Source organism: Pseudomonas sp. FW300-N1A1 (assembly GCF_058789115.1).
The window spans coordinates 1-21,841 of sequence record NZ_JBYTBK010000025.1 but is presented as its reverse complement, the minus strand read 5'-3'; the positions used below and the strand labels follow the sequence as shown (position 1 = coordinate 21,841).

Genomic DNA, 21,841 nt, shown 5'->3' with positions numbered 1-21,841 from the left:
TCTGTCGGCGCTTTCGGCGGCAGCTATTGACCTGTGGCGAGGGAGCAAGCTCCCTCGCCACGCAGATGTGTGCCTGTCACAACGGTTTCATTCGGGCATGCTTAAGTTTCCCTTTTCAGGGAGAACACCATGAGCGAATTCGATCCGGGACGTCGTCGAGTCATGCAAGCCGTTGGCGCCGGGCTGTTGTTGCCTGGCCTGGCTCCGGCGGTCATCGCGTCGGTCAAGGAGCGTCCGCAGTTGACCGACGGGGTACAGTCCGGTGACCTGCTGGGCGACCGGGCAATGATCTGGAGTCGCAGCGATCGACCGGCGCGAATGGTCGTCGAGTGGGACACCCGCAGCCTGTTCAACAACCCTCGCCGGTTCGTCTCGCCCCTGGCCGACGCACGCACCGATTTCACGGCACGCGTCGAGTTGACCGGATTACCCGCCGACCAGGCGATTTTCTACCGTGTGTCCTTCGAAGACGCCCGGACCGGTGTGGCCAGCGAGCCCTGGTTCGGTCACCTGCGCAGCGTGCCGCAGAGTCGTCGGGATATCCGCTTTGTCTGGAGCGGTGACACTGTCGGCCAGGGCTTCGGCATCAACCCGGACATCGGCGGCATGCGTATCTACGAGGCCATGCGTTTGCGCCTGCCGGACTTCTTCATCCACAGCGGCGATACCATCTACGCTGACGGCCCGGTGCCGGCGCAACTGACCACCGAAAGCGGCCGCGTGTGGCGCAATGTCACCAGCGAGGCGAAGAGCAAAGTCGCTGAAACCCTCGACGAGTATCGCGGCAATTATCGCTACAACCTGATGGACGAAAACATTCGTCGCTTCAACGCCGAAGTGCCACAGATCTGGCAATGGGACGACCACGAAGTGGTCAACAACTGGTCGCCGGGCAAGTTGCTGGACGAGCGCTACAGAGATAAAGATATCCACAGCCTGGTCGGTCGGGCGCGACAAGCCTGGCTCGAATATGCGCCGATGCGTTTGCAGGCAGCCGACAACGGCGGGCGCATCTACCGCAAGCTGGGTTACGGACCTCTGCTGGACGTGTTCGTGCTGGACATGCGCAGCTATCGCGGGACCAACGATGACAACCTGGGCGCAGAGAAACCTTTCCTGGGGCGTGAGCAACTGGACTGGCTCAAGCGTGAGTTGAAGCAGTCCCGCGCACAGTGGAAAGTCATCGCCGCCGACATGCCTGTTGGCCTGAGCGTACCGGACGGCGAAGTGAGCCCCGGTATACCGCGCTGGGAAGCGGTGGCCAATGGTGACCCCGGCCCGGCTCAGGGCCGTGAGCTGGAAATTGCAGAATTGCTGGGGTTCCTGAGGGCGCAGACAGTGCGCAACGTTGTCTGGCTGACGGCCGACGTGCATTACTGCGCCGCGCACCATTACCACCCTGATCGCGCTGCCTTTCAGGACTTCGAGCCGTTCTGGGAGTTCGTCGCCGGCCCCTTGAACGCGGGCAGCTTCGGACCCAACCCGCTGGATAAAACCTTCGGCCCGCAAGTGGTGTTCGAGAAAGTGCCGCTTGCGCAGAACACCTCACCCTTTGCCGGCTTTCAGTTTTTTGGCGAGGTCAACATCGATGGGCAGACGGGGGAGATGAGCGTGGTGCTGCGCGATCTGGATGGGGTGGGGGTGTTTGAGCAGAAGTTGCAACCAGTGTAAGTGGGGCAGGACTAAAGCGTTTTGTTACTGTGGCGTGCTTTCGGGAATAAATACATACAAAAGAGACTTTTTCAGTCTTGCTCTAAGTTGCGGCTGCCGTTTAGTCTTTTGATTGATGTGTTTTACAGGCGGGTCTCTATAGTGCGCTTGTCTTACATGGTCTGGCCGATGGGTGGCTTTAAATATCAAAAGGAGTTGTTATGGAGACGCAGTTGTGGGAGGCATCATTAAAAGATAAAACTGCTGAGGAGGTTGCCGGGCTTGCTGCGGTGGTTCCCAAAACGATGGTTTCACTGTCGAGCGGATCGTCGAACGATATTGTTCGTCCGGCCGGGTTGCTGCTGACAAAAAAGCAGATCATCGATCTGCGAAAGTATGAAGCTGCCGGGTTGGCACTTCCGCAACATATTACGGACGTCAACCGTTATCTCAACTTCGGAGCGCTGGATAGCGGTGGGGACGGTTTTCGACCAGAAGATTTTCTGGCAACATTCAAAAAAGTATACAACCATGCCAGAAAGTGGCAGCCATTGCGTGCGCGTATCATGCTCACCGGTACTCACTTGAGACTGTTTGGTTTGAATATGGCCGTTTACAGCAGGACAGTGGAGGAGATCTACAGTGATGTCCGTGCAGCGAACAGGCTGGAAACACATAATATTACTACCTATGAGCAACTGCGAGAGTGGGAACTGAAGGAAGGGCATGGATTTCCGGGGTTGGTGTTGGATGCCGAGATTGTGTCTGACTTGGGAGATGCACTGGACTTGGTTTCTACCCAGGTCCGGGAGTACTTGGAAGATGTCATCGGTATAAAAGAGGGTTTGGATGATTTCAGTATAGAACTTCGTGAAAGGATAGCCCCCGAGATCAAGTTGCTGACAGCCTTTATATCGCACAATACATACGCTGCTGATGTCGGCGAGCTTAATAAAGAGATTGAACGGCGCACGGCCAGTATTGATGAATTGAATGCTCAGTACAAGGCGCTGGTCAATCAGTCGTTGACGGCAGTTTCATCATTTTCGCTTGTGGGGCTGGGCGTTGCCATTTATCACGGTGTCGAAGCTGAAAACGTTCGTGCCGAGCGCAATAACCTGAGCGACGTGCAGAATGAAGCGATCAAGCGACTCGCCAGTAAGAATAAAACACTGGGTTCACTTCAGCGGGTAAGGTCAGATATGCAAAATCTGACAATTGTTGCGGTCGAGGCTGATGTCGCTACAAAGAATCTGATTCATGTCTGGAATGTGCTCCATGACTATACGAGTCAGTCCGCTACAGCGATCACGAAAATGGAGGACGCTGTCAAATTGAGGCAGTTTATGACTCAGTTCAGGCTGGTGGCAGCGCCGTGGACAGAGATTCATCAAAATGCTGATGCGTTGGTGGCGCTGTTCAAGGAGGCCGACGAAGAGTTTAAAGCCGAATATGGTATTCAAGGAATGAACCGCATGAGAACGCTGTTGCAAACTGAGAAGTATCCGGAGCTGAAGACCGATACACTGCGTAGTTGCAGTGCTTTGCTGGGCGATGAGGCTGTCAAAGCCAAAATGTATTTCCTCAAAAGCAACTATTTACCTGCGGTCAACAGCACGTTTGAACGAATGCTGGGTGAGGCTAACGGCAGCTTTCGTGATTTGGCAGAGTTGTCGCTGACTACAAAACTTGATCTTAAATCGCGAATTGCTCAGTTGGTCGCGCTCAATCAGGAGTTGGCTGATGGATCCGATGAGGTTGAGGATATTCGCGGCGAACAGGTCGAACTATTGGCGCAAGCGCACGAAACAGCACTCAGCATGTCGATCAGACTGGGTAATCGCTTGATCGCTATTAGCGAGCCTTTCGATCAGCGTTTAACAACGGGGTTCATGGAGACACTCAATACCGATTTGACCGATCATGCTGCAGCGCTGGCCCGCTTGGAAGGCAGGTTGGTTGAGCCTGAGAAGAAGTTGAAAGTCATTTCAGAAGCGGTGGATGAGCTTAACAAGATTGGGCTTTCAGAAGCTTTCAAGTCTGTTGAGCTTACCTTTGATAAGGTGAAAGAGTTGGGGGCGACGCCCACGCAAGTTCAATTGGTGATGGCAGCGGTCGAGAAATTGAAGCGGGATCTGGAAGGGGCAGCCAAGGGCATTTCGTTTGTACTGATGATCAAGGAAAGTCATGCGCTGCGGACGCTTGTCGAAGAAGTTCATAATGAAATAGTCGTTGAAAAAAGAAAATGGCGTACTCTCAACGACAAAGTGGAACTGATTAAAGCCTTCCATGCTATGGATGATCAGCGAAAACTGTATGTCGTAGAGTATGCGGTAGCCACCGGCGCGGTTAACCAGTTTCTGACGGCCGTGACAGGGCATAAATCCAGTGGGCTACAGGAGCAGGTCGCGGGCTTCATACAAGAAGCTGGAACCTTTGTAAGGTTTCTTGAGCCGGTAACCTATCTGTAACTATAGTCGTGTCAGCACACGGATATAAGTCGCGCAGCATGCGTCATGATGCGTGACTTTTTTACGGGACTTCAATTTTTCGGATTCAAGCCATGGATGTGCTTTTGTTTGGACGTGAGGATTTTGTCGCTATCCGAAACTATCATAAATTCTTGTCGCTAGTGGGGGATAGGGAGATATTGGTCAATCCCAGGCCAGAGGTCGCCTTGGTGTTGGAGCGGTGTGCCAAAGATCTCAGCGGCATGGCGAAAACGAATCTTGATCGGTATCTCTACGTTCAGCATATGGCGGGCGTCTTGAGTGAGGACATTCTCGACTGTGTCGACAGGGTGGAGGTGTTTCATGCTGCCTGTCGTCGAGCCTGGCTCCTTGCTCCGGCTGACCGGCGCTTTCCCTTGATTGCAATGCGTTGCGATTCTTTTGAGTTTGCAGAACCTGATATTGCCATTTGCCGGAAATACGAGGCGAACGGTGTCATAGATCAGTTGGTTCAGATGTGCACCAAGGCGCTGTCCGTTGTGGAAGCATTTTCCAGTGTGGTGAGTCTGCTCGGTCAGGATATTCACAAGCTGTTTGTCAATATTCTGAAGGCCAGAGAGAGTGACGCTTTTCGATTCCGCCCTGTCGTGTTGGGAGGCGCGGATCACTACTGGTTCAATTTCCATGGGCGAGGGACTGTGACCGTTTCACTGGGCCGCTCGGCGCTCGACCTGAAGATAAGCGCTGAACTGGACCGATTGACGGGTGTTTACACCTCGACCTCATCCGCCTTGTTCAATCTTGGCGACCTCTTGTACCGGGTTCAGTATTTTCTTCGGGAGGTGATAAAGAGGTTCTCTACGATCACGCCCATGTCGAGATTCTCTGCACTGCTGTTAACTTGCGAGTTGGTAACCGAGGTGCTGGTTGCCCTTCGATCGAGGTCCGAGCGCTTGGGAGAGTGGTCAGACTTCATGAAGATCCGGGTTAACTATGGGATGGATGAAGAGTGAACCGTCGGGATTCATCGGGCGCCCCCTTTGACGGCGCCCGGTGAGTGTCAGTAAACGTCGCGGCGGTAGCGCCCTTGTTCGATCAACTGTTCAACCGCTTCTGTACCCAGCACGTCGTTGAGCACCTTATCCACCCCGCTGGCCATCCCTTGCAGGCTGCCGCAGATGTAGATCGAAGCACCCTCGGCCAGCCATTTGCGCAACTCGACCGCCTGTTGGCGCAGGCGATCCTGCACGTAGACTTTCTCGGCCTGATCCCGTGAGAACGCCAGGTCCAGGCGTTCCAGGTCACCCTCGATCAACCAGCCTTCCAGTTCATCGCGGCACAGGTAGTCATGCACGCGATTACGTTCGCCGAACAGCAGCCAGTTGCGGGTCTGGCCCTCGGCAATCCGCGCCTTGAGCAAGCTGCGCAGACCGGCCAGGCCCGTGCCGTTACCCAGCAGAATCATCGGCGCCGGGGAGGCGGGCAGATGAAAGCCACTGTTGCGCCGTACCCGCAGACTGATCGATGAACCCACGGCGGCGTGCTCGGTCAGCCAGCCAGAGCCGATGCCCAGGCTGCCATCGGCATGACGCTCCTGACGCACGATCAGTTCCAATACCCCGTCGGCGGCAATCGAGGCAATCGAATACTCGCGCATGGCCAGCGGCACCAAGGCATCCACCAGCGCCTGAGCGTGCAGGCCCACCAGGTGAGCACGATTGCCCGGCAACTGGCGGCTGGTCAACGCTTGCTCCAGGGGCTTGGACAATCCATCAAGCTGCACCAGGGTGTTGCCCGGGATACCCAACCCATCCAGGAAGTGCTCAACCGCCCACGGGCAATTGCGTGGCAGCACTTCCACCAGGTCGCCGGCCAGCCAACTGCTGGTGTCGGGCGGGGTCAGGCCCAGCAAATAGACTTCGGAGCCGGCACTGTCGGGGTTGAGCAGGTCACGGGTACTCAAGGTCCAGTTGTTGTAATCGGGGGCTTTCCAGGTCTCGACGGGTGCTTGTCCGGTCAGATGAGCGAGTTGCTGCTGCCAGTGGCTCAGGGCGTAGGGGTCGCCACTGTCGACTTCCACCGGGGCAAACAGCGTGGTGCCGCCATGTTCTGCCAGCCAGGCGTGCAAGCGTCTGGCGAAGCCACAGAAGTGCTGATACTGCCGGTCACCCAGGCCAAGGATCGCGTAATTGAGGCTGGCAAGAGCCGCTGCCCGGCCCAGCACTTTACGCTCGAAACCACGGGCACTGTCCGGGGCCTCGCCATCGCCAAAGGTACTGACGACGAACAACGCATTGGCTGATTCGCGCAAGTCCTGCTCGCTGACGCTGGCCAGCGGCTGCACCTTGACCGGAAGCCCGGCAGCCTGCAGTTGGCTGGCGGTCTGCCAGGCTAGTTGTTCGGCAAAACCACTCTGGCTGGCAAACCCGATCAGCCATGCTGGTGCATTGCCGGTGGTGGGCGCCAGGTCATTGCGCGCCTGTTTGACCTGGCGTTTCTTGCGCCGACGGTCCAGGTACAGCAACCAGCCGGTGATGAAGAACAGCGGCATCAGTGCGGCGCCGACCATCAGGACAATCCGCCCGACGATGCCGAAGTAACTGCCGACGTGCAGCGCGTAGATGCTGGTCAGCAGTTGCGCCTTGAAGCTTTTGTCGCTGTAGCGATCATGCCGCTTGATGACGCCGGTGGCCGGGTCGAGGCGGATCTGGTTCAGTGCCCGGTCATGGGGTGAATCCTTCAACAGGTAGAACACCGTCGCCTCTTGGCCGGCCACTGGCGGCATGCGCACGTTATAGGTGCTCAAGCCCGGGCCTGCCGTGCTGTAGATGCTGCTCCAGATGGCATTGTAATCAGCTACCGGTGCCGGACCTGCCGGCGGTTTAGCGCCACGCCCCTTGCCTGCGCGCTCGCTCTGCGGCGAGTCGGACAGCAGTTTGTTCAGGCCCTTGTTGTACCACTCATAGGACCAGGACAAGCCAGTCAGGGCAGCCAGCAGGTACACCAGCAAGCACCAGGTGCCGGCGACCGAATGCAGGTCCCAGTTGAAGCCGCGGCCTTTTTTCTTCCAGTCCAGGGTCAGCCAGGCCCGCCAGCTTTGCCACTGGCGCGGCCAGCGCAGGTACAACCCGGACAGGCAGAAGAAGATCAGGATCAGGGTGCAGGCCCCGGTGATCTGTCGGCCGGTGTCACCCATGGCCAGAAAGCGGTGCAGTTTCAGCATCAGGTCGAAGAAGCCCTGGCCGACGGCGTCGCCCATGTACTGGCCGGTGTAGGGGTCGAAGTAGCGCATCTGTCCGCGGCGTTCGCCGGGGGGCGGGGTGAAATACACGCGCGCGGCGTTGCCGCTGTCGGTTTCGACCCAGAGCATCGCGACTTTCTTGCCTTCGATGGCTTCGACACTGGCCACCAGGTCCGCGGGCGGCAGCACACCGGCCGGGCGTTTTTCCACCTGCAGGACCTGTGGGTTCAGGGCCCGCAGGATCTCGTCCTGAAACGACACCGCGGCACCGGTGATGCCCATCAGGGCCAGCACCAGGCCTGCGCTGATGCCGAAGAACCAATGCAGCTGGAACAGGGTTTTCTTCAACACGTCGACCGCCTTGCTCGTTTAAATATGTATTTCACGGCGCGCATTATGCCGTGAGTTGTCGAGAAGCCTTCTTTCTTACGCACAAAAGCCCCGCTCATCAGGATGAACGGGGCCTTGTGGCATATACGGCTAGTTCGTTAGCTCAAATTCGGATGCTGGCGCCGAAGTTGATTAACAGAACTGGCCACACAGGCCGCTAACCGCTTCCATTAGAAGTGGAAGTTGGTGCTCAGCAATGCCGTACGGCCCGCCGCCTGGTTGGCGAAGTGAGTCGAGAAGGCTTTGTCGTAGTAGGTTTCGTCGGTCAGGTTCTGCACGTTCAGTTGCAGGTCGATGTTTTTGGTCAGCTTGTAGGCGGCCATGGCATCGTAGCGAACGTAGGAATCAACCATGGTGGTGTTGGCCACGCTGCCGAACACGTCATCGACGTAGAACGCACCGCCACCGACCGTCAGCTTCGGCGTGACCTGATAGGTCGACCAGACGCTGGCACTGTTTTTCGGCGTGTTTGGCAGTTCGTTGCCATCGGTCACGCTCATCGGGCCGCCATCGACTTGCTCGCTGTCCATGTAGGCGTAGCCGGCGAAGACTTGCCATTTGTCGGTGAGCTTGCCGGTGGCCGACAGCTCGAGACCTTGGACGCGGGTGGTACCGGCGTTTTCATAGGTGGTGGAATCGACCTGGACGCGGGCGTTGTCTTTCTCGGTGCGGAAGATATCGGCAGTCAGCGACAGGCGATCATTCAGCAGGTCCCATTTGGTCCCGATTTCGTAGTTCTTGGTGGTTTCCGGCTCCATGTCGCTCTTGAGCAGGTTACCGGCACGGTCGGTAGTCCCCGGCAGCGAGTTGCCTTCCATGCCTTCACCGACGAAGTTGCCCGGCGGGGTGGCGGAAGTGGCATACGAGGCGTAGATGCTGCCGTTTTCAGCCGGCTTGTAGATGACGCCGAATTGACCGGTGATGAACTCGCTGGTGTCCTCGCCTTTGGCTGCGTTGCCTTTGGTCACGATCGTCGCACCGCTCGCGTCATAGGTGCGGTACTTGGTGTTGAAGTGGTCGTAACGCAGGCCCATGTTCAGCAGCCATTGCTGCGACAGTTCCAGGGTGTCGAACGCGTAGATGGCGCGGGTGTTGGCTTTTGTGTCTGTCCCGGCGTAGTTGCGCGAAATCGCACCGTTCCATGGATCACTCGGCGTCGGATTGGACAGCGAGGTGCAGTTGTAGCCGCTTGGCGCACCGATCATCGACGGGGTGCAGTTGCTGTTGGCACTGCCGCCCGGCACGGTGTCGGTGTTGACGCTGTACGAGGACTTCTCGCTTTCTTCACGGCTGAACTCGATGCCGGTGGAGAAGCTGTTCTTGAAGCCCGCGATATAGATGTCACCAAACAGGTCGGTCTGGTTGGTGGTGGTGTCGGTGTTGCTGACCCGGGTGTTGGCGCGGCGCCAGACGGTGCCGTTGTTCACGTTGCCCTTGCTGTCGTCCGGCTGGGTCAGGATGTAGTCCTGCATGCTGCTGCCGTGGCGCAGGGTGTTCTTGACGGTCAGCGCGTCGCTCAGGTCGTGCTCGATGGCGAAGGTCGCGGTATCGGTACGGGTCTTGCGGAAGTCGCGATCGGTCAGGCCGTAGAAGTTGCTGCTGTCGCCGCCAGCGTAGGGCTTGTCCGGGTTGCTCTTGGTGCGGTCAGCGGTTTTGCCCGACGCCGGTACGGTGTATGGGATACCCGAATCCGGCGTGTCGTTGCTTTCCAGGTGGTAGTAGTCAAGGTTGACGCGAGTGTCGGTGCCCAGGCCGAAGGCCAGGGATGGCGCAACGCCCCAACGGTCGTAGTCGACGCTGTCACGGCCGGCGACGTTGCTTTCGTGGCTCATCAGGTTCAGGCGGCCGGCAGCGGTATCGTTGAACTGGAAGTTGCCGTCCATGGTGTAGCGTTGGGTCTGGTCGGAACCCCAGGTGAAGCCGCCGTCGAACGAGTCGCCCAGGTGGGCTTTCTTGCTCACCAGGTTGATGCTGCCGCCCGCCGCGCCACGACCGCCGATGGCGGAGTTCGGGCCCTTGCTGACTTCGATGGATTCAACGGCAAAGATTTCACGGCTTTGCGAGCCGGTGTCGCGCACACCGTCCAGGTAGGTATCGCCCTGGGCGTCGAAACCACGGATGAAGGGACGGTCACCCTGCGGGTTACCGCCTTCACCGGCACCGAAGGTGATACCCGGCACGGTACGCAGCGCATCCTGCATGTTCAGGGCGCCCGTGTCCTTGAGGACTTGTTGCGGGATCACGGTCACCGAACGCGGGGTATCGATCAATGGCGCTGTGTACTTGGGCGAAGAGGCTTTTTCTACCTGGTAGGACGTCGAGTCCTGGGCTTCACCGGTCACGCTGGTGGCATCCAGAGCAATCGCATTGCTCGGTGCTTTCTCGTCAGTCTTCTCGGCCGCGAAAACCATCTGGCTTGCGGAACTGGCGGTGATCGCCATGCCAATGGCAGAAGCGAGCAAACGCGGTGAACTGACGGGTGATTGTAGTGGTTGGCGTGACATGGTGAATTCCCCTCCCCAAGGATTTGAGGTCGCGGAATATAGGGTAAATACGTATTTGTATCAATTGAGATACATTGCTATTTGCATTGAATTTACATTCTTTACAATTTGTCCTTACGGTTTTTACAGTCTCGTTCGTCATGCGATTTTACATGGTCAATAAGAATCAATATCATTGCGATCCCTTGACTTTCAGGTACTGCCCCATGCTGCTGCATATTCCCGGCTTGTTCTCCCGTGAAGAGGTGCAGCGCATTCGCGAGGCTCTGGAGCAGGCGGACTGGGCGGACGGCAAGATCACCGCCGGCTACCAATCGGCCAAGGCCAAGCACAACCTGCAATTGCCTGAAGGCCATCCACTGGCCAAGGAAATCGGCGCCGCGATGCTGGAGCGACTGTGGAAGAACCCGCGCTTCATGTCCGCTGCGTTACCGCACAAGGTGTTCCCGCCGCTGGTCAATTGCTACACCGAAGGTGGCAGCTTCGACTTTCATATCGACAACGCCGTGCGCCAGCCCAAGGGCAGCATCGAGCGGGTGCGCACCGATCTGTCGTCCACGCTGTTTTTCAGCGATCCCGACGAGTACGACGGTGGCGAGCTGGAAATCCAGGACACCTTCGGCACCCAACGGGTGAAGTTGCCGGCCGGCGATCTGGTGCTCTACCCGGGGACCAGCCTGCATAAGGTCAATGCCGTCACCCGTGGTGCGCGTTATGCGTCGTTTTTCTGGACCCAGAGCCTGGTGCGCGAAGACAGCCAGCGCGCCTTGCTGTTCGAGATGGACGAAGCGATCCAGCAACTGACTCAGGACATGCCCGATCACCCGTCGCTGATTCGCCTTACCGGCACCTATCACAACCTGCTGCGTCGCTGGGTCGAGGTGTAAGTGACGGACTTCCGTTTACGTCGCGAGGAAGTCCTGGACGGTGAGCAGCTCAGCGCCATGCTTGCACAAAGCCCGGCCCGCGCCGCCCAAGCGATTCTGATGGCGGCCAAGGCAGGTATTCTCGACGGCCAAGCGTTGCTGGGGCAGATTTTGCTCGATGGGCAAGGCATTGCGAGGGATCAAGCACTGGCCGTGCGCTGGTTCGAGATTGCCGCCCGTGGCGGGCACCTGATGGCGCGCAACATGCTTGGTCGCTGCCATGAACACGGCTGGGGTACCACCGCCAATGCCACCACCGCTGCACGACACTACCGCCAGGCGGCCGACGCCGGGCTGGACTGGGGTTTGTACAATTACGCCAACCTGCTCGCCACGGGACGAGGGGTGGCCGAGGACCAGGTACAGGCGCTGGCTTGTTACCACCGTGCGGCTGAACTGGGCCACGCCAAGTCGATGAACCTGCTGGGGCGCTACCTGGAAGAGGGGCGTTATTGCCCGGTGGACTCTGCGCTGGCGCTTGACTGGTACCGGCGCTCGGCCGAGGGCGGGGACTTTCGTGGACAGTTCAGTTATGCGGCGGTGCTGGCCGCTCAGGGGCAGGTCGAGGCGGCGCTCGGATGGCTGCGCAAGGCATTGGCGGGTGGCAACCTGAAATTCCTGAGCGTGGCGAGCCAGGCGTTGGCGAGTGCGCGCGATCCGCAAATCCAGGCGCTGGCCGTCGATTATCGGCGCCGGGCCGACGAGCTGGCGTTGATCCTTTAACGGGCTTGCCATCAAGCCAGTTGCTCCCGGAAAGTACGTGTACTGACTTATGTCGTTCAAACAGGCGTGAACGCGGCCCCGTGGCGAGCGAGCTTGCTCGCGCTGGGGCGCGAGGCGCCCCCGACAAGACTATTGCAGGCTTTCAGGTAAACCGGGGTGACTGGTTTGGGGCTGTTGCACAGCCCAGCGCGAGCAAGCTCGCTCGCCACGGAGTAGGTGTTCGCATTCCCGTGTCTGACGAGAGCGGCGATGTGATCAAGGCAGGTGTTCCCGAATGATCAAATCCCTGGCATAAAAAAGCCCATGACACGTCATGGGCTTTTCAGTCTTGCAGCTTAAAGCTCGCAGCTGCTCTTAAAGATAGAACGACTTCAGCGGCGGGAAACCATTGAATTCAACAGCACTGTAGCTGGTGGTGTAGGCGCCGGTGGACAGCCAGTACAAACGATCACCGATGGCCAGGTTCAGCGGCAGGCCGTACTTGTAGTTCTCGTACATGATGTCGGCGCTGTCGCAGGTAGGACCGGCGATGACCACTTCTTCCATCTCGCCTTTCTTCTCGGTCCAGATCGGGAACTTGATGGCTTCGTCCATGGTTTCGATCAGGCCGGAGAACTTGCCCACATCCGTGTACACCCAACGCTCTACCGCGGTACGGGATTTACGCGCGACCAGCACCACTTCGCTGACCAGGATGCCGGCGTTGGCGATCAGCGAGCGGCCTGGCTCCAGGATGATTTCCGGCAGGTCGTCACCGAAGTCTTCCTTGAGGAAACGGATGATTTCCTCGGCATAGGTTTCCAGGCTGTTGGTGCGGGTGATGTAGTTGGCCGGGAAGCCACCGCCCATGTTGATCAGCTTCAGGTGGATGCCGTCTTCTTCTTTCAGGCGTTCGAAGATCACCTTGACCTTGGCGATCGCGGCGTCCCAGACGCTGATGTCACGCTGCTGCGAGCCCACGTGGAACGACACGCCGTAGGGCACCAGGCCCAGGTCGCGAGCGAGGATCAGCAGGTCCATGGCCATGTCGGTCTGGCAGCCGAACTTGCGCGACAGAGGCCAGTCAGCGGTGGTCGAACCTTCGGTGAGGATGCGCACATAGACTTTCGAGCCCGGTGCGGCCTTGGCGATGTTGCGCAGGTCGGCTTCGGAGTCGGTGGAGTACAGACGCACGCCCTTCTCGTAGAAGTAGCGAATGTCCTTGGATTTCTTGATGGTGTTGCCGTAGCTGATCCGGTCGGCGCTGACGCCACGGTCGAGCACTTTGTCCAGCTCATAGATCGAGGCGATGTCGAAGCTCGAGCCTTTCTCCTTGAGCAGGTCGATGATCTCGACGGCCGGGTTGGCCTTGACCGCGTAGTAGACCTTGGCGAACTCGAAACCGGCGCGCAGGTCGTCATAAGCCTGGCTGATCATCGCGGTGTCGATCACCACGAACGGGGTTTCTTGCTTGTCGGCGAATGCCTTCATTTTTTGAAAGGTGTCGCGCGCGAAATAGTCTTCGACCTGGATCGACATACTTGGGAACTCCTACTGGCAAACGTTAGTAATCAATGGGTGCAAATGAACGTCCTCCGTATCCCCACTTTGGTTCGCCTACTTCCCAAGGCATGTCGCCGAAAGCAAAAAGGCCACGGGAGGCGGTGCTGCCCTTGGCCTTGCTGTCTCGTCGTCAGTACTTGAGCCGGATGGATCGTTTCCAGCATGGACGTTCGGCGCGAACTTTAGGGCGTGAGGGGCTTGAGATCAACAAAAAATGTCGCGTTTTTGCACGCTTCCGTCGTGCGGTCCCGGATAGCTACTGATGTAACCGACCCGCATGACAGTGTGATGTTCCCCAGACAGTGATGTTCGAGAGCGCTTGCATTGCTTTTTGTGGCGAGGGAGCTTGCTCCCGCTGGGGCGCGAAGCGGCCCTAAATCAGGCCGGTGGTTCTTCAGAAGGACCGTACTCGCTGATTTACGGCTGCTGCGCTCCCGAACAGGAGCAAGGTCGATCGAAGCGACACTCTTCGACCGACGGAATACGGGAACGGTCGCCGATCAATAGACGTTTAGCCTAAGGCTTACGCTCTTGCGAATGGTTGGGTACTGCTGCGTGGTAACGGTAAATTGAATAATGGTGTTGAGTTGCACATCGTTTAAAGTGAAGGTCCCGTTCATATCTCCAGGACCTCGATTGATAGTGGCGCGAGCTGTAGTTGTCGTCCATACGGAGGTAACGCCTGTAATTTCCCTGCCGTCTTTATCGACGAGTTTTGCCGCGATCACCAGTTTGAAGTTTCCCCCTTTCTTGACAAGTTGCGGGTCTGCTAAACCCCCTATGATGATTTGTGTGGGTGGACCAGCCATGGCCTCTGGCGCTAGGGAATTGGCCTCTGGTGTCGGTGTGGAAGGTAATGTCGTATTACTGGTTTTCATGGGTGACCTCTATAACCTGGTAAGTTTATTTGTGAGAGCGTGTAGCGTTGCTCCCGATCAAGTAGAGCGTTTTCCAGGCAATAGCGGACCTATCACTTTTGACAGTGTTTAATGTTCATTTGTTAACGATTGCAAATTTACATAGCGCCCGCGCTTGACCCTATCCCCGTATTTCCTTTCAAGATGGAGATGGACCAAGCGGAATGGACTATGGAAGTTGATCGATTAAGTGAGCGCCACTTCAGCCGGCGAAACAATACTGGTCTTGGTTCCGCGGGAGCGGCCCGAACTCAGGTAAGCGGCAATCGATTCCTGGGTCACCTCACCCAAAAACACCCGCTCGGCATCCATCACCGGCAGCCACGAGCGGTTGAACTCGTACATGCGCGACAGCAGGATGCGCAAGTGTTCGTCATAGGCTGCGGTGGCGTTGAATTCGCGCAGGTATTGCCCGCAGTTGCCGCTCTGGCGGTGCAGGTCGCGACGGCGCACGTAACCCAGGGCTTTGTTGTCGGTGCACGTCACGACGACATAACGCCGGTCGTGCTCGTCCATCAACTCCAGTGCCTCGGCCACCGGGGTGTCCGGGCTGACGGATGGCGCGTTGTCTGCCGCGTCTTCGGCTTTCACCAGGAGCAGGCGCTTGAGGGTGCTGTCCTGACCGACGAAGTTGCTGACGAATTCATCGGCAGGGTGGGCCAGCAGGGTGTCTGGATGGTCGATCTGCAACAGCTTGCCGGCGCGGAAGATGGCGATCTTGTCGCCGAGCTTGATGGCCTCGTCGATGTCGTGGCTGACCATGATCACGGTCTTGTTCAGCGCCCGCTGCATCTCGAAGAACTCGTTCTGGATCATCTCGCGGTTGATCGGATCGACCGCACCGAACGGCTCGTCCATCAGCAGCAACGGGGCATCGGCGGCCAAGGCGCGGATCACGCCGATCCGCTGTTGCTGGCCCCCGGACAACTCACGCGGGTAGCGATGCAGGTACTGCTTGGGTTCGAGTTTGATCATGCTCATCAACTCGCGGGCGCGGTCGTGGCATTTCTGCTTGTCCCAGCCCAGCAGGCGCGGCACCACCACGATGTTTTCCTCGATGGTCATGTTGGGGAACAGACCGATCTGCTGGATCACATAACCGATGTTGCGACGCAGGGTGACTTCGTCGAGGTCGGTGGTGTCTTCGCCGTTGATCAGGATCTTGCCCGAGGTCGGCTTGATCAGGCGGTTGATCATCTTCAGCGTGGTGCTCTTGCCACAGCCCGATGGCCCGAGGAACACGCAAATCTCGCCTTCGTTGACGGTCAGGCTCACATCGTTGACGGCAGTGATGGTCTTGCCGTTGCTTTGGAAGGTCTTGGTCAGGTTTTGAAGTTCGATCATTTGAGCAGTCCAGGTAGGGGGTGTTCGCCGCAAATGGCGGAGCGCGTTGGAGCTGTGATCCCGCCGGGCAAGGCGTGGGACGCAGGAAATGTCGTTTCCTTTTCAAGTCCCACAACGCAGCCCGGCGGGATCACAGCTCCAACCCGTAGGGCCGTGCCCCACAAAGCGCAATCCGTCGTTGCTCGTCGTTCATTTGAAGAAACCAAATCTCTCTCCTCGCGCCTAGTCTTGCGCTTTGTGGGGCGACGGCGCGCCCGCCATTTGCGGCGAACACCCCCTACTCGTCAGCGAGCGTTGCAGCCACTGCAGAAGCAGGTCGGCGAAGATGGCCAGCAAGCTGACCAGCACCGCGCCGACGATCAGCATCGACATGTCGCTGCGGCTGATGGAAGCGAGAATGAGCACACCCAGGCCACCGGCACCGATGGTGGCGGCAATGGTCATCACACCAATATTCATGACCACGGCGGTGCGCACACCGGCGAGGATCACCGGCACCGCAATCGGCAACTCGACCATGCGCAAGCGCTGGCCGAAGGTCATGCCGATGCCGCGTGCGGCTTCGCGAATGCCGGGTTCCACACTGGTCAGTGCCAGGTAGGTGTTACGCATGATCGGCAGCAGGGAGTACAGGAACACCGCGGTAATCGCCGGCATCGGTCCCAGACCCTGGCCGAATGTCGAGTACACCGGCAGCAGCAAGCCGAACAGGGCAATCGACGGAATGGTCAGCAGTACTGTGGCACTGGCTTGTAAGGGGCCGGCGAGTGACGGGAAGCGCGTCATCAGGATCCCCAGTGGCACGCCGACCAGGATCGCCAGGGTGACGGCAATCCCGACCAGGGTGATGTGTTGCCAGGTCAGGTGCAGGACCAGCGGCCAGTCCAGGTGGGAAAAGGCGTTGAAAAGCTCCATGGCTTTTCCTCCGGTTCAATGAATAGAAAGCAGTGGGTGCTGGCGCAGGAAATCAGCGGCCACGGCAGACGGGCTTTCATGATTGACGTCGACCCGGGCGTTGAGCTGGCGCATGGTTTCGTCGTCGAACAGATCGGCCAGCGGTTTGAGCTGTGCGGCCAGTTGCGGATGGGTGTCGAGGTAGGCCTGACGTACCACAGGGGCGGCGGTGTAGTCGGGGAAGTAGTGTTTGTCGTCTGCCAGCAACTTGAGCTTGAAGGCGCTGAGGCGGCCGTCCGTGGTGTAGACCAACCCGGCAAACACCTGGCCATTGCGCAGCGCGGTGTAGACCAGGCCGGCATCCATCTGGCGGATATTGCGGCGGGTCAGGTCCATGTCGTAGCGCTTGACCATGCCCGCCAAACCGTCGGAACGGTTGGCAAACTCGGTGTCCAGCGCCACCAGCGGATGGTCGTTGGCCGCATTGCGCAACGCGGTGTCGAGTTCACTGATCGTATTGATCTGCGGGTAGCGGGCGGCGATGTTTTCCGGCAATGCCAGGGCGTAGGTGTTGCTGAATTTCGACGGTGAGAGCCAGGTCAGTCCCTTCTTCGCGTCCAGCTCAGTGACCCGTGCCAGTGACTGCTGGCTGTCGAGTGTTTCCGTGACATGGTTGTAGGACACCAGCGACACACCGGTGTATTCCCAGACCAGGTCCAGTTGCCCGGTCTCCTGGGCGCTGCGGGCCAGGTTGCTGCCCAGGCCGCCGGTAACCTGAGCGTCATAGCCCTGGGTGCGCAGGTATTGAGCGGTGATTTCGGCCAGCAGGGTTTGTTCGGTGAATACCCGCGCGCCAATGCGAATCAGCGGTTTTTCCGCGGCGTGGGCAATTCCTGCGCACAGCAGGACGCAGCCTAGTAAAAAGCGAATGGTTTTCATGAGTCTTCCTTTGCCGGGGCTTAAGACGGGCGGAGGCCGCGTTCCAGCCAGAGGCGGCTGGCCAGGGTCACCAGGCCGTCAAGCAACAAGGCCAGCAGGGCGGTGCAGGCTGCGCCGAGGATCAGTTGCGGCTGATTGTTCAAGGCAATGCCGGGGAAAATCAGGCTGCCCAGGCTGTTGGCGCCGATCAGGAATGCCAGCGGTGCGGTGCCGACATTGATCGCCAGTGCCACGCGCACGCCACCGATGATGATCGGTATGGCATTGGGTAACTCGACCCGCCACAGCACCTGGCGTGGGGTCATGCCGATACCGACGGCGGCTTCCTTGAGTGAACCCTGGACGTTTTTCAGGCCTTCGTAGGTGTTGCGCACGATGGGCAGCAGGGAGGCGAGGAACAGGGCGAAGATTGCAGGGCCGCTGCCGATGCCGAGGACTCCCAGGGCGATGGCTAGTACGGCAAGAGGCGGGACGGTGTTGCCGATGTTGAAGAGTTGCATGAAGCGTTCGGCACGTCCGACCAGGGTCGGGCGGCTGAGCAGGATACCGGCGGGGATGCCCACGACAAGGGCGGCCAGCATGGAAGCGAGGACGAGAATCAGGTGAGCTTGCAGGTAAAACAACAAATCGTCGCGGTACAGTTCGATCGTGTTGATGCCGATCCAGTGAATCAGCAGGGCCAGAAGCGCGATGACAACCGCACCTCCTGTCAGCCCTTTGCCATAGCGGATAGCCACAGGCGGACTCCTATTTTTTAGTCGGCGCACGCTTTCCCGTGTGGCATGCCATACCTGGCTGCCGGGAAGGGCGTTCGCGAAAAGCAGCTCTATCGATGCCGGCAAATGCGGCGTGAAATCGAGCCATGAGCACAGCCTCGTCAGGCTGACTTGCAGGTATTTCAGCCCCTGACGATGGGTCGTAACAGGGGAGTGGACGCCTCCACGGCCTCAAAGGTTCCCATCTCAGGCAGCATTTGGCCACCCCTAATGTGCTCAACGGTTCGGTTCTGGGATCAACTTGGGCTATAATCGCCGCCCTTTTTTGAATCACCTGCCAGGCGATTTCCCATGACCAAACAGGCCGCCGAAGTCGCGAAACGCCGCACTTTCGCCATTATTTCCCACCCCGATGCGGGTAAAACCACCATCACCGAGAAGCTCTTGCTGATGGGCAAGGCGATTGCGGTTGCCGGCACGGTGAAATCTCGCAAATCCGACCGCCATGCCACCTCCGACTGGATGGAAATGGAAAAGCAGCGGGGTATCTCCATTACCACGTCGGTCATGCAGTTCCCGTATCGCGATCACATGATCAACCTGCTCGACACCCCGGGCCACGAAGACTTCTCCGAAGACACCTACCGCACCCTGACGGCGGTCGACTCGGCACTGATGGTCCTCGACGGCGGTAAGGGTGTAGAGCCACGGACCATCGCCCTGATGGACGTCTGCCGTCTGCGCGATACGCCGATTGTCAGCTTCATCAACAAACTCGACCGTGACATTCGCGACCCGATCGAACTGCTCGACGAAATCGAAGCGGTCCTGAAGATCAAGGCCGCGCCGATCACCTGGCCGATCGGTTGCTACCGTGACTTCAAGGGTGTGTACCACCTCGCCGACGACTACATCATCGTCTACACCGCCGGCCACGGCCACGAGCGGACCGAGGTGAAGATCATCGAGAAGCTCGATTCCGATGAAGCCCGCGAGCACTTGGGTGACGAGTACGACCGCTTTGTGGATCAGCTGGAACTGGTGCAGGGCGCCTGCCACGAATTCAACCAGCAGGAATTCATGGACGGCCAGCTGACGCCGGTGTTCTTCGGTACCGCACTGGGCAACTTTGGCGTCGATCACGTGCTCGACGCCGTGGTCAACTGGGCACCGAAGCCATTGGCCCGGGTTGCCAACGAGCGCACCGTGGAACCGGTGGAAGAGAAGTTCACCGGCTTCGTGTTCAAGATCCAGGCGAACATGGACCCCAAGCACCGCGACCGTATCGCCTTCATGCGTATCTGCTCCGGCAAGTACGAAAAAGGCATGAAGATGCGCCACGTGCGTACTGGCAAGGACGTGCGGATCGGCGATGCGCTGACCTTCTTCTCGTCCGAGCGTGAGCAACTGGAAGAAGCTTTTGCCGGCGACATCATCGGCCTGCACAACCACGGCACCATCCAGATCGGCGACACCTTCAGCGAAGGCGAAACCCTGGGTTTCACCGGCATCCCGCACTTCGCCCCGGAACTGTTCCGTCGCGTACGCCTGAAGGATCCGCTGAAATCCAAGCAACTGCGCCAGGGCTTGCAGCAGCTGGCCGAAGAGGGCGCCACCCAGGTGTTCTTCCCGGAACGCAGCAACGACATCATCCTCGGCGCCGTCGGTGTGCTGCAGTTCGATGTGGTCGCCAGCCGCCTGAAAGAGGAATACAAGGTCGAGTGCGCCTACGAGCCGATCACCGTGTGGTCCGCGCGCTGGATCGATTGCAGCGATAAGAAGAAGCTCGAAGAGTTCAGCATCAAGGCGGTGGAAAACCTCGCCCTGGATGGCGGCGGTCACCTGACCTACCTGGCCCCGACCCGGGTCAACCTGGCGCTGATGGAAGAGCGCTGGCCGGATGTGAAATTCCGTGCGACGCGTGAGCATCATTAAGCGCTGACGGGTAACACTCAGGCCCCCCGTTGCGCGGGATTAATGAGAGGCTCAGTCTGACCGGGAAGCCCTGCAGGTTTACGCTTGTAGGGCTTTTCTCGTTTTCGGACGGAGGATCTCAACCACGTTACCCACAGGTCAGGTCCGGGGGGAGGCCGAACACCTGCCCTGTGGCGAGCGAGCTTGCTCGCGCTGGGGTGCGAAGCGCCCCCTACAAGACTATTGCAGGCTTTCAGGAAAACCGGGGGTGACCGGTTTGGGGCTGTTGCACAGCCCAGCGCGAGCAAGCTCGCTCGCCACGGGTAAGTCCGTCAGATGTGACTGTTACAGTCACCGCTGAGGCAGAAATGTGCCCTGGTGAAATACCATCTGCCATTGCTCGTCCTGCTTACGCCAGATCGAACTGCGCAAGCTGTCTGCCGAGGCGTTGTTGCGACAGTGATAGGTCACGAGTGCTGTGTGTTCTGATAGCGGTTTGACTGCGAACTCGCTGATGGTGCGTTGGGTGAAGGACTGTTTAGGCAACTGCTCAACCACTTCGGCTTTGGTCCAGATGCTGCCGCGGGCGCCGAATTCGAAGAAGTCGTCGGCGATCAGGCGTGAGATTTCATCGGCATCGCGTCGAGTGACCTCTGACAGGAGGCGTTGCTCCAGTTGCAGCAGTGTTTGAGACAGATCCATGTCTGTACCTTTGTCTGAAATGATCGGAACAACCCTGTGGAAGACCTTATTAGTTCTGAAATAACCATTCGCCATAACCCTTATGCAAAACCGGTCTGTTGATCAATGGCATTTCCGCTCATTCATTAGCCCGCTATCTGGAGAACCGACTCAATCGGAACTAGATTTCACTCAGCGCCAGACGGGCACTCCTGCTTCACACAAAAAAGGATGGAATCGACGATGAGCAAGTTTCTACGCATTGTGTTGCTATTGAAGGTGCTGGTGATCTGGTCCCTGGGGACCTCGATGGCGTGGGCCGAGTGCCCGGATCATGGTGAGCAGGTGTCGAGTGGGCATGGGGCACAGGGTGAGCTGATGCTCGCCAAATCCGAATCCGAGCCTGGTGACCAGGATCAGGGCGGCAGCAAGGGGGATGACGACTCGACCACTGAAGAGCCGGACACCGATGAAGGTGATAGCCAGACGTAGATCGCGGGCAAAAGAAAACCCCTCCCGGCGGACTGATGCGCAGTCCTGGAGGAGGGGTTTGGTTAACGCGGTTCAGAAAGCGCCCCCGATAGGGCGCTTTTTCATGCCCGGCTTATTACGATGAATTGCTCGGCGTAATGGCAGGCCACCTGACGGTTGTCGAGCGGGCGCAAGGCCGGCTCTTCAGTGCTGCAGCGTTCGGTGGCGTACGGGCAGCGCTTGTGGAAAGCGCAGCCGGACGGCGGGTTCAGCGGGTTGGGCAGTTCGCCGACGATCTTGATCTTCGGCTTGTCCGGATCCGGGTGGATGGTCGGTGTCGCCGACAACAGGGCCTGGGTGTACGGGTGCAGGGGACGGGTGTAGATATCTTCCTTCGGGCCCATTTCCACCGGCCGGCCGAGGTACATCACCATCACGTGATCGGCGACGTGGCGCACCACGGCCAGATTGTGGGAGATGAACACGTAGGCGGTGTTGAACTCTTGCTGAAGGTCCATGAACAGGTTCAGCACCTGGGC

17 protein-coding genes are annotated in these 21,841 nt (G+C 58.6%); 7 read left to right on the top strand and 10 right to left on the bottom strand.

The window, feature by feature from the left end; all coding sequences use genetic code 11:
* The first annotated feature begins 129 nt into the window (after positions 1-129).
* The 3 genes from AC3WQN_RS17120 to AC3WQN_RS17110 all read left to right on the top strand — a co-directional run bounded on the left by AC3WQN_RS17120 (position 130) and on the right by AC3WQN_RS17110 (position 5,113).
* Entirely contained in the window at positions 130-1,671 is a 1,542-nt protein-coding gene (locus AC3WQN_RS17120) for an alkaline phosphatase D family protein (protein WP_103399679.1), read from the top strand.
* A 200-nt stretch (positions 1,672-1,871) separates the two neighbouring features.
* Positions 1,872-4,121 carry an alpha-xenorhabdolysin family binary toxin subunit A gene (locus tag AC3WQN_RS17115; RefSeq protein WP_103399680.1) on the top strand — a complete coding sequence of 750 codons (2,250 nt, stop codon included), beginning with the start codon at positions 1,872-1,874 and terminating at the stop codon, positions 4,119-4,121.
* A 92-nt stretch (positions 4,122-4,213) separates the two neighbouring features.
* Positions 4,214-5,113, top strand: coding sequence for a hypothetical protein (locus AC3WQN_RS17110; protein WP_103399681.1), 900 nt, complete (start codon positions 4,214-4,216; stop codon positions 5,111-5,113).
* Between the two features lie 47 nt (positions 5,114-5,160).
* On the opposite strand, the gene AC3WQN_RS17105 is transcribed toward AC3WQN_RS17110, so the two are convergent.
* Positions 5,161-7,692: a PepSY domain-containing protein gene (locus AC3WQN_RS17105; protein WP_103399682.1), complete on the bottom strand. Its 2,532-nt coding sequence runs from the start codon at positions 7,690-7,692 to the stop codon at positions 5,161-5,163.
* A 209-nt stretch (positions 7,693-7,901) separates the two neighbouring features.
* Positions 7,902-10,235, bottom strand: a complete 2,334-nt coding sequence (locus AC3WQN_RS17100) for a TonB-dependent receptor (RefSeq protein WP_103399683.1) — start codon at positions 10,233-10,235, stop codon at positions 7,902-7,904.
* Between the two features lie 206 nt (positions 10,236-10,441).
* Here AC3WQN_RS17100 and AC3WQN_RS17095 point away from each other — a divergent pair, with 206 nt between their 5' ends.
* Together AC3WQN_RS17095 and AC3WQN_RS17090 are read left to right on the top strand one after the other, a co-directional pair.
* On the top strand, positions 10,442-11,122 hold the full coding sequence (locus tag AC3WQN_RS17095; RefSeq protein ID WP_103399684.1) for a Fe2+-dependent dioxygenase: 681 nt from the start codon (positions 10,442-10,444) through the stop codon (positions 11,120-11,122).
* Between the two features lie 57 nt (positions 11,123-11,179).
* Entirely contained in the window at positions 11,180-11,884 is a 705-nt protein-coding gene (locus tag AC3WQN_RS17090) for a tetratricopeptide repeat protein (RefSeq protein WP_103399695.1), read from the top strand.
* A 354-nt stretch (positions 11,885-12,238) separates the two neighbouring features.
* On the opposite strand, the gene AC3WQN_RS17085 is transcribed toward AC3WQN_RS17090, so the two are convergent.
* From AC3WQN_RS17085 to AC3WQN_RS17060, 6 genes are all read right to left on the bottom strand, one after another.
* On the bottom strand, positions 12,239-13,402 hold the full coding sequence (locus AC3WQN_RS17085) for a type III PLP-dependent enzyme (protein ID WP_103399685.1): 1,164 nt from the start codon (positions 13,400-13,402) through the stop codon (positions 12,239-12,241).
* A 524-nt stretch (positions 13,403-13,926) separates the two neighbouring features.
* Positions 13,927-14,304 carry a hypothetical protein gene (locus AC3WQN_RS17080; RefSeq protein WP_103399686.1) on the bottom strand — a complete coding sequence of 126 codons (378 nt, stop codon included), beginning with the start codon at positions 14,302-14,304 and terminating at the stop codon, positions 13,927-13,929.
* A 225-nt stretch (positions 14,305-14,529) separates the two neighbouring features.
* On the bottom strand, positions 14,530-15,687 hold the full coding sequence (locus AC3WQN_RS17075; protein ID WP_103399687.1) for an osmoprotectant ABC transporter ATP-binding protein OsmV: 1,158 nt from the start codon (positions 15,685-15,687) through the stop codon (positions 14,530-14,532).
* Between the two features lie 222 nt (positions 15,688-15,909).
* Positions 15,910-16,602, bottom strand: coding sequence for an ABC transporter permease (locus AC3WQN_RS17070; protein ID WP_103399688.1), 693 nt, complete (start codon positions 16,600-16,602; stop codon positions 15,910-15,912).
* Between the two features lie 15 nt (positions 16,603-16,617).
* On the bottom strand, positions 16,618-17,520 hold the full coding sequence (locus tag AC3WQN_RS17065; RefSeq protein WP_103399689.1) for a glycine betaine ABC transporter substrate-binding protein: 903 nt from the start codon (positions 17,518-17,520) through the stop codon (positions 16,618-16,620).
* 20 nt (positions 17,521-17,540) lie between these two features.
* Positions 17,541-18,257 carry an ABC transporter permease gene (locus tag AC3WQN_RS17060; protein WP_095081593.1) on the bottom strand — a complete coding sequence of 239 codons (717 nt, stop codon included), beginning with the start codon at positions 18,255-18,257 and terminating at the stop codon, positions 17,541-17,543.
* A 330-nt stretch (positions 18,258-18,587) separates the two neighbouring features.
* On the opposite strand from AC3WQN_RS17060, the gene AC3WQN_RS17055 reads away from it, so the two are divergent.
* On the top strand, positions 18,588-20,171 hold the full coding sequence (locus AC3WQN_RS17055; RefSeq protein ID WP_103399690.1) for a peptide chain release factor 3: 1,584 nt from the start codon (positions 18,588-18,590) through the stop codon (positions 20,169-20,171).
* 330 nt (positions 20,172-20,501) lie between these two features.
* Here AC3WQN_RS17055 and AC3WQN_RS17050 read toward each other — a convergent pair whose 3' ends face one another.
* Positions 20,502-20,852: a nuclear transport factor 2 family protein gene (locus AC3WQN_RS17050; RefSeq protein ID WP_103399692.1), complete on the bottom strand. Its 351-nt coding sequence runs from the start codon at positions 20,850-20,852 to the stop codon at positions 20,502-20,504.
* 222 nt (positions 20,853-21,074) lie between these two features.
* Here AC3WQN_RS17050 and AC3WQN_RS17045 point away from each other — a divergent pair, with 222 nt between their 5' ends.
* On the top strand, positions 21,075-21,323 hold the full coding sequence (locus AC3WQN_RS17045; protein ID WP_103399693.1) for a hypothetical protein: 249 nt from the start codon (positions 21,075-21,077) through the stop codon (positions 21,321-21,323).
* 101 nt (positions 21,324-21,424) lie between these two features.
* On the opposite strand, the gene AC3WQN_RS17040 is transcribed toward AC3WQN_RS17045, so the two are convergent.
* On the bottom strand, positions 21,425-21,841 hold a 417-nt coding region (locus tag AC3WQN_RS17040; RefSeq protein WP_492606946.1), incomplete at its 5' end, for an oligopeptide/dipeptide ABC transporter ATP-binding protein.

Excerpts from the sequence above, each read along its gene's own strand:
- AC3WQN_RS17120 (WP_103399679.1), top strand. The coding sequence starts at position 130 with ATGAGCGAATTCGATCCGGGACGTCGTCGAGTCATGCAAGCCGTTGGC.
- AC3WQN_RS17115 (WP_103399680.1), top strand. The coding sequence starts at position 1,872 with ATGGAGACGCAGTTGTGGGAGGCATCATTAAAAGATAAAACTGCTGAG.
- AC3WQN_RS17110 (WP_103399681.1), top strand. The coding sequence starts at position 4,214 with ATGGATGTGCTTTTGTTTGGACGTGAGGATTTTGTCGCTATCCGAAAC.
- AC3WQN_RS17100 (WP_103399683.1), bottom strand. The coding sequence starts at position 10,235 with ATGTCACGCCAACCACTACAATCACCCGTCAGTTCACCGCGTTTGCTC.
- AC3WQN_RS17095 (WP_103399684.1), top strand. The coding sequence starts at position 10,442 with ATGCTGCTGCATATTCCCGGCTTGTTCTCCCGTGAAGAGGTGCAGCGC.
- AC3WQN_RS17090 (WP_103399695.1), top strand. The coding sequence starts at position 11,180 with ATGCTTGCACAAAGCCCGGCCCGCGCCGCCCAAGCGATTCTGATGGCG.
- AC3WQN_RS17085 (WP_103399685.1), bottom strand. The coding sequence starts at position 13,402 with ATGTCGATCCAGGTCGAAGACTATTTCGCGCGCGACACCTTTCAAAAA.
- AC3WQN_RS17080 (WP_103399686.1), bottom strand. The coding sequence starts at position 14,304 with ATGAAAACCAGTAATACGACATTACCTTCCACACCGACACCAGAGGCC.
- AC3WQN_RS17075 (WP_103399687.1), bottom strand. The coding sequence starts at position 15,687 with ATGATCGAACTTCAAAACCTGACCAAGACCTTCCAAAGCAACGGCAAG.
- AC3WQN_RS17070 (WP_103399688.1), bottom strand. The coding sequence starts at position 16,602 with ATGGAGCTTTTCAACGCCTTTTCCCACCTGGACTGGCCGCTGGTCCTG.
- AC3WQN_RS17065 (WP_103399689.1), bottom strand. The coding sequence starts at position 17,520 with ATGAAAACCATTCGCTTTTTACTAGGCTGCGTCCTGCTGTGCGCAGGA.
- AC3WQN_RS17055 (WP_103399690.1), top strand. The coding sequence starts at position 18,588 with ATGACCAAACAGGCCGCCGAAGTCGCGAAACGCCGCACTTTCGCCATT.
- AC3WQN_RS17050 (WP_103399692.1), bottom strand. The coding sequence starts at position 20,852 with ATGGATCTGTCTCAAACACTGCTGCAACTGGAGCAACGCCTCCTGTCA.
- AC3WQN_RS17045 (WP_103399693.1), top strand. The coding sequence starts at position 21,075 with ATGAGCAAGTTTCTACGCATTGTGTTGCTATTGAAGGTGCTGGTGATC.